6 protein-coding genes and 2 pseudogenes are annotated in these 7,070 nt (G+C 68.0%); 6 read left to right on the plus strand and 2 right to left on the minus strand.

Annotation, left to right across the window (positions count from 1 at the left end; translation table 11 throughout):
• Positions 1-87: 87 nt before the first annotated feature.
• From ACZ7MX_RS33740 to ACZ7MX_RS33760, 5 genes are all read left to right on the plus strand, one after another.
• Entirely contained in the window at positions 88-1,422 is a 1,335-nt protein-coding gene (locus tag ACZ7MX_RS33740; RefSeq protein ID WP_472137731.1) for an MFS transporter, read from the plus strand.
• A 164-nt stretch (positions 1,423-1,586) separates the two neighbouring features.
• Complete coding sequence (locus ACZ7MX_RS33745; RefSeq protein WP_472137733.1) at positions 1,587-3,377, plus strand: B12-binding domain-containing radical SAM protein; 1,791 nt, start codon at positions 1,587-1,589, stop codon at positions 3,375-3,377.
• A 28-nt stretch (positions 3,378-3,405) separates the two neighbouring features.
• Positions 3,406-4,248: a Rossmann-like domain-containing protein gene (locus ACZ7MX_RS33750; RefSeq protein WP_472137735.1), complete on the plus strand. Its 843-nt coding sequence runs from the start codon at positions 3,406-3,408 to the stop codon at positions 4,246-4,248.
• Positions 4,235-5,173, plus strand: coding sequence for a DMT family transporter (locus tag ACZ7MX_RS33755; RefSeq protein ID WP_472137737.1), 939 nt, complete (start codon positions 4,235-4,237; stop codon positions 5,171-5,173). Before ACZ7MX_RS33750 ends, ACZ7MX_RS33755 begins: the two co-directional genes overlap by 14 nt.
• 58 nt (positions 5,174-5,231) lie before the next feature.
• Positions 5,232-5,606: a tRNA-binding protein gene (locus ACZ7MX_RS33760; RefSeq protein ID WP_467575800.1), complete on the plus strand. Its 375-nt coding sequence runs from the start codon at positions 5,232-5,234 to the stop codon at positions 5,604-5,606.
• Positions 5,607-5,621: 15 nt separating this feature from the next.
• Here ACZ7MX_RS33760 and ACZ7MX_RS33765 read toward each other — a convergent pair.
• Together ACZ7MX_RS33765 and ACZ7MX_RS33770 are read right to left on the minus strand one after the other, a co-directional pair.
• A pseudogene (locus tag ACZ7MX_RS33765) lies at positions 5,622-5,876 on the minus strand (transposase); the annotation flags it as partial.
• 374 nt (positions 5,877-6,250) lie between these two features.
• Entirely contained in the window at positions 6,251-6,733 is a 483-nt protein-coding gene (locus ACZ7MX_RS33770; RefSeq protein WP_472137739.1) for an SAM-dependent methyltransferase, read from the minus strand.
• 188 nt (positions 6,734-6,921) lie between these two features.
• On the opposite strand from ACZ7MX_RS33770, the pseudogene ACZ7MX_RS33775 reads away from it, so the two are divergent.
• A pseudogene (locus ACZ7MX_RS33775) lies at positions 6,922-7,070 on the plus strand (IS701 family transposase); the annotation flags it as partial.

A 7,070-nucleotide genomic window follows, 5' to 3' on the forward strand; every position in this document is an offset into this window, starting at 1 on the left:
CGGATGAAGCCCAGTCAGAGACAGGCGGAACTCGTGCCGCACGCCACCGCCCGTGCTTCGGCAGTCTCTTCCCGCCACCGGGTCGCCATGGCTACCGGCGCCGGCCAGGTCATCGAGTGGTTCGACTGGACGCTCTACGCGTCTTTCGCGCCGTTCTTCGCCGACCGGTTCTTCCCGGCCGGACAGGGCCTGACGACCGCGCTGCTCTCCGCATTCGCGGTGTACGCCGTGGGGTTCCTGTTCCGTCCGCTGGGCGGGGTGGTGCTCGGGCGGCTCGCGGACCGTTTCGGCCGCGCGGTCATCTTCAATCTGACCGTCCTGATGATGGCCGCAGGCAGCCTGGCCATCGCTGTCATGCCCACCTACCGGCAGATCGGTGTCGCCGCGCCTGTCTTGCTGCTCCTGGCACGGGTGGTCCAAGGGCTCTCCGCCGGTGGGGAGATGCCGGCGAGCACGGCCCTGGTCACCGAGGCCGCGCCGGCCGGGCGGCGCGCCTTCTACGGGTCGTCGATCTTTGTGGGTACCGGCATCGGCGTCCTGCTGGCGGCACTGCTGGGGTGGCTCCTGACCTCGACCCTGTCCGACGCGCAGATGACCGGCTTCGGCTGGCGCATCGCCTTCGGAGCCGGCGCAGTCATCGGCCTCGTGGGGCTGGCGCTGCGCCGCTCCCTCCGTCTTCCCGAGCCCGTCTCGCAGCGGGAGCCGGTATCGCCGCAGACACGCAGGAACGGGGAGGGCCGAGGAGACCGTCGGCCGGACGAGGTCGCCGTCGTACTCCGCCCCCATGTCTCGAGTGTGTTGCGCGTCGTCGGCTTCGGCGTCGCCGCCACCGTCGGCTTCTACACGCTCACCGTGTACCTGCCGACCTACCTCAGCCTCCAGGCAGGCATGCGGCCGTCGACCGCGTTCATGGTCAGCTGCATCGTTCTGACGGTCTACAGCGTGCTTCCGCCCGTGGCCGGGCTGGCAGCGGACCGTTGGGGACGGCGCCCGGTGATGGGGTGGAGCGCCGTGGCGCTCGCCATGCTGTTGGTGCCCGCCGTCGCCGCGATGTCCCGCGATGTCGTGGTGACGCTGCCGCTCCTGCTGGTCGCGATCGTCCTGCTGAGCGCCTACCACGGCCCGTTCCCCGCGCTGATGAGTGAGCAGTTCCCCGCGGCAGTCCGGGGATTGGGCGTGGGGATCGCATACTCCCTGGTGACGGCGCTGTTTGGGGGCACCGCCACGTACGTCGCTTCCTGGCTCGCGGCGCTCGGGCATCCCCTGTGGTTCTTCGCGTATGTCGCCGCGACCTTCGCCGTCGCCGCCGTGACCCTCTACACCTCGCCTGAGACCGCCTCCTCCTCGTCTTCTCCGTATGCGTCGGGTCGGCCCGAGAGTGGTTCCGACGCGCACGGTGGAGTGCCGCCACGACGTTCCTGAAGAAAGGCACCGACTTGCCCCCGTCAACCGTCCAGTCCCTCGTTCACGACGTCTTCCACTCCCCAGCCGATGCGGACGGGGATGCCGTCGATGCACTCACCCGGTTACGCGCGTCCCGGCGTTCCGATCTGGTTGAGCGTGCCCAGTGTGAGAGAGCGGACCAGGTGCCGTGGGACGCCCGTTCCTTCCCGGTCCTTGCCGCGCTCGCCCCGGTGATGACCTCGCCCGAGGGTGAGATCACCTATCCCGGCGATCCGATGTGCCTCTACGCGGCTCTCAGCGTCACCGTTGACAGCGCGCTGCGTTCCGCCCGGCTCGATGCGGGCCGACCGCAGGACACCCCGTTCAGCGACCTGTGTCCCAACTGGCGACGTCCCCCCACGAAGGAAAGTCGGCTGGCGGCCCAGCACGGGCTGCGCTTCGGGCGCACGGTCGAGGACACGCCCGATGCCTCGATCTTCGACCCGCGGGTGTGGGATGAGCAGGCTCGCGCAGACCTGCGTTCGGTGGTCCGTCGGCACCGGCCGAGGGTCTTCCTCGTCAGTACGGTCTCTCCGGGCCACCGTTACGCACTGGAGATGGCCCGGGTGGTGAAGGACGAGGCCCCCGACTGCCTCGTGGTGTTCGGCGGGCGCCACATGGACGAGACGATGCGGTACTCGCAGGCCGACCGGTCCGTCGTGCTGGAGTACAGCAGCACCCTGCGCGCCATCGAGGACGGGCGCGCGGAGCCGGTGGTGGACTTCTGCGTCAGCGGCGAGGGCTATTTCGCACTCGACCTCCTGATGAAGGCGATCGCCCTGGCCATGGACCTCGACCGCACCCGGGCCCGGGTCTCCGACGTGGTCGAGGTGCTGGCTCTCTTGGGGGCCTCCGGCCTGCGCGTGCGGGGAAACTCCCTGGTGTGCGCACGCGATGCCGCGGGGCTGCACGCCTTTCCCATCAAGGGGACGAAGTACGACCTGGCGGACCTACCGTCGCCGTACCAGGGCTTCGCCATCCGGTCCCGCTTCCCGGTGTTTCCGCTGCCCGACGGGCGGCCCGCTCGTACCGCACACATGACGGTCTCCAACGCCTGCCCGTACCACTGCGATTTCTGTTCCGAGTCGGCGCTGGTCGTCGGAGGGCTGAAACGTTTCGGCGGATCGCCGGCCGAGGCGGCGCTTGAGCGGGTGTGCGAGTACGTCAGCTATGGCGCTGAAGCAGTCTTCTTCGACGACTCCATCTTCTGGAGCGGCAGCTTCCCGGCCATCCGGGAGTTCTGCGCCGCCCTGCGCTCGGCCCGTACGTCCGCCGGACCGGAGGAACTACCGGAACGCTGCCGCCGGTGGATCACCGAGGACGACGACTGGGAGCGGCTGCGCCACCTCCAGTTCGGATGCCAGGTGACCGCCGACCTGCTCACCACCCTCCATGGTGAGGACGACGTACACGCCATGCTCGCCGCCCTGCGTGGTGCCGGCTGCACCTACCTCTACATGGGCATCGAGAGCATGTCGAGCGAGGTCATGGCACACGTCCACAAGAACATCCGCCGGGTCACGGACTTCCCGTGGAAGGCGAAGGTCCGCACCGCGCTGTCGCGCATACGTGAAGCCGGCATACCGGTCGGCAGTTCCGTGCTCTTCGGTCTGGAGGGCGAGACCCGCTGCACCATCGAGGAGACCGTGGACGAGGTGGGACGGCTCGTCGACGACGGCCTGGTCATGCTGGCCAGCCCGAACATCCTGACCTACCACCCCGCCACCCGCATCACGAAGGCCCACGGCATGCGGGAGAAGCTCGACTACCACTCCCCGGACGTCGACAACCGGCCGCCGTACATCTATTTCGAAGAGGCGTTCCCCGGAGTCGTCTCACGTCGGCTGTCCGAGGACGACATCTGGTTCATTCACGAGGCCACGGCGAAACGCTGGGGAACCATCCGCAATTCCGCCGAGCCCGAGCTCCGGTAACACTCAGGAAAAGGAGCCGTAAGGCTATATGGACGACATTCTGGAAACGCTGCGCACCATTGTGGCCGACCGGAGCCGCGACATACCCGACGACGACTTCCGGTTACGGAGCCTGTGGGGCGTGGACTACCGCTCCCAGCCCACCCCGTACGAACGGTTCATGGTGTACAGCTTCGTCATGGCGCAGACCGTTCGGCAAGGCTGCTGTTACGCCGATTTCGGGTCGGTCAAGCTCGGCGAGCCCAGTGACGGGCTCATCGGGAAGGACGCACGCCAGGTACGCGGCGACACGCTCGAACAGGACATCGCCATTCTCGACGCCGCCTTCGGTGCCCTGCCCCGCTCCCCCGGCCACGTCGTCACCATCGACGGGGCAGCGGACGCGAAGGCGCTGGCCCGTGCGCAGACCGTGGTGGGAGAGACGATGCGGCTGGTGTCGCGCACCAAGGGCCGCAGGGTGGCCCAGATCGGCGTCATGGGCAACCTGATCCACCACCTCCTCAAGGAGGACGTCGAGATCACTGCCAGCGACTTCGACCCCGAACTCATCGAGCACGGCATCCTCGGCGTCCCGGTGACCTCCGGAGAACACAGCGCCCGGCTGGTGGCCGAGAGCGATGTGGCGCTGGTGTGCGGCGAGACGCTGGCGAGCCGGACGTTGGAGGAACTCATCGAGGCGGCCGCGGAGCACGACACCCGTCTGGTGGTCTTCGCCGTGACCGGATGCCACTTCGCGGAGGAGTACTGCCGCACGTTCGGGATCGACACGGTGATTGCCGAGCCGCAGCCGCAATACCTTTTCCAAGGGCCCTCGACGTTGGAGATCTACCGAAAGGACGCCCTCGGGCAATTCCCCCATGGTGAGCACTGAACCAAAACCGTCGTGCAACACGGAAGACCACGGCCAAAGGCGGCACTTCGTCTCCGGAGTGCTCCCCATACTCCTCGCCGCGGTCCTCTGGGGAAGCACCGGAACCGCGGCGAGCTTCGCCCCCTCGGGAGCCTCCGCTCTCTCCATCGGCGCGGCCAACATGGGCATCGGCGGCCTGGTACTCCTGGCCGCCGCCGGCCGTTCCGTGCTTCCGTTGCTCCGCGGTGGCCCCCGCGTATGGCGCACCATTCTGGCGGGTGCTGTCGCCGTGGCGGTGTACCCGTTGGCCTACTACAACTCAATGGACCTCACCGGCATCGCGACGGGAACTGTCGTCACGGTCGGCTCGACCCCGGCGTTCACCAAACTCTGTGAGGTGATCGGAGAAAGGGCACTGCCGCAGGCGAGGTGGGTGGGAGCGAGCGCCGTGTCCACCCTCGGCGTGGCTCTCGTCGTGGTCGGACAGCAACACCCTGACGAGGGGCCGCACTCCGCTTCGGAAACCGTGGTCGGTGTCGCACTCGGCCTGCTCGCCGGTGCGTCATACGCCGTGTACTCCTACTCCGGCGGGCGCCTCATACGCGGAGGGGCGTCCTCCCGCCCGGTGATGGGCGTGATGTTCGGCGTGGGCGGCCTCCTGCTGATCCCGGTTCTGGCGGTGACCGGCGGCCCGCTGCTCGGCAGCGGCTCCGGCCTTCTGGTGGCCGGCTACCTCGCACTGATCCCCATGGCGTTCGCGTACTTCCTGTTCGGCCGCGGGCTCGCGCATGTGCCGGCCAGCACGGCGGCCACGCTGATCCTGGTCGAACCGGTGGCAGCGGCGGTGTTGAGCGTCGCAGTGGCGGGAGAGCATCTGGACCTGGTCGGTTGGGGCGGGATCGTACTGGTCGGTGCCGGATTGCTCATCCTCGACGACCGTCAGTAACGTATCCGTGATCACGAGCAACACCCGCAATACCGAAGCGAAGTGAGGGACAACGACCATGAGCACCACGCAGCCCACGGAAGGCTCCGAGAAGGAGCCCCGGCAAAGGATCGACGCTGGCCAGTTCTTCGCCTGCGAGCTGCGGGTGGGGCGCGTGGTCGAGGTCGAGGAGTTCCCGGAGGCCAGGAAGCCCGCCTACAAGGTGGCCGTCGACTTCGGCCCGGCGGGCATCCTGCGCACGAGCGCACAGGTCACCCACTACGAACGCGAGTCCTTGCTGGGCAGCCTGGTCGTCGGCGTGGTGAACCTCAAGAGCAAGCGCATCGCGGGCTTCACGAGCGAGTTCCTGCTGCTCGGTTCCTACGACCCGGAGGGCAGGGCCCAACTCCTCATCCCGGCCAAGGGCGCGGCGCCGGGGGATCTGGTGGGCTAGGTTCTGTCTCTTTGGTCAGCGTCGGGTCCAGATGAGGATGCCCGCGAGGTGGAGGGCGGTTTGGTAGGCGATGGCGAGTTTGTCGCATCGGGTGGCCAGGCCGCGCCACTGCTTGAGGCGGTTGATGCACCGTTCGACGGTGTTCCGCTGTTTGTAGGTCTCACTGTCGAAGGCGGGTGGACGGCCGCCTTGGCGGCCTCGCCGCCGGCGATGACCGATCTGGTCGGACGGCTGTGGGATGACCGCGCGGATGCCCCGGCGCCGCAGGTGGCAGTGGCAGACATCTGGTGCGTGCTCTCTGCGCGAGCGGAGGTGAACCGGCGCCGGTCAGAGCCTCCACCCACGGCGCGAGGTGCTCTCTGCGCGAGCGGAGGTGAACCGAACATCCTGCTCCACGAGCTCGGGCACACGCTGTGCTCTCCGCGCGAGCGGAGGTAAGCCGGGGCACCGCGAATCCCGGCCCGCCATCGTCGGTCAACGCTGAGGTGGTGACCCCAGCCACCGCCGCCCGCAGCGCCCGGCGCCACGCCCATCGACCGGCCACGTCAAGACCCGCACCGCCGGCGATGCGAGCACCGGGCTTTTCGTCTCAACCAGCAGCAGCCACCGTGGATTTGCGGCGCAGCTTCCGCCGCCGGCGCCAGTCAGTAGTAGTGGCGCATGAGGGTGGTGGCCCAGTCGGGCTGAGTGGTGTCGCCCTGGGGGCCGAACTCGGCCATGTAAGGCTTGACGTCGAGAACGGGGGTGTTGTCGACAGCGTCAAGGCCCTGGACGTGCAGGTCGAGGCCGTCGACCTTGAGCAGGCGGCAGCGGGAGACGCCGAGCCGGTTGGGGCGGTTCTTGCCGCGCTGGGCGAAGATGCCGACCAGCGGCCAGTCGGTGTTGCCACGCGGATGCCGGGCCCCGGTCTGCACCTTGTCCTCGGGAACGAGGTCGAAGTGGTAGACGACCTCCAGGTGGGAGAAGGCGTCCAGGCCCGCCACCACCTCCGGGCCGAACTGGCCGGCGTCCAGACGGATGATCGCCGTCTCCCCGCCCCAGTCGTCATCCCTCACCTCCGCCCGACCACCGACCACCCGACCCACCGGCACCGAAACCACCCCACCTGGGACGTTGTTCTCAGACATGTGCCACCTTCCTCCACAGGACCACAAAGAGCTAAAAAATCAGCCGAGTTGACCCACCGTACCGATCACACCCATCACCGCGCTGCCTCGCCTCGCTCTTGATGTGGGCGTGACATGTGACGACAACTCCTAGTAGGGCTTTGTTACGTAATCTTGTCACGGTGGGTGTGTGGTAGTTCGCTGGTTGTATGAGGGCTGGGGAACTTGCTGCGTGTCGGGGCCGGTTGGAAGAGTTTGCCGGGGAGGTGTTCGCGCCGTTGGTGCGGCGGGATCAGCGTGAGAAGGGCGCCCTGTATCTGAGGGGGCTGCTGCTGGAGGGCCGACGTAAGTCGATGCA

The organism is Streptomyces sp. NPDC107765 (assembly GCF_055657085.1).

What these genes read in the sequence shown, in the direction of transcription:
- ACZ7MX_RS33740 (WP_472137731.1), top strand. Translation starts at nt 88, where the DNA reads ATGGCTACCGGCGCCGGCCAGGTCATCGAGTGGTTCGACTGGACGCTC.
- ACZ7MX_RS33750 (WP_472137735.1), top strand. Translation starts at nt 3,406, where the DNA reads ATGGACGACATTCTGGAAACGCTGCGCACCATTGTGGCCGACCGGAGC.
- ACZ7MX_RS33755 (WP_472137737.1), top strand. Translation starts at nt 4,235, where the DNA reads ATGGTGAGCACTGAACCAAAACCGTCGTGCAACACGGAAGACCACGGC.
- ACZ7MX_RS33760 (WP_467575800.1), top strand. Translation starts at nt 5,232, where the DNA reads ATGAGCACCACGCAGCCCACGGAAGGCTCCGAGAAGGAGCCCCGGCAA.
- ACZ7MX_RS33770 (WP_472137739.1), bottom strand. Translation starts at nt 6,733, where the DNA reads ATGTCTGAGAACAACGTCCCAGGTGGGGTGGTTTCGGTGCCGGTGGGT.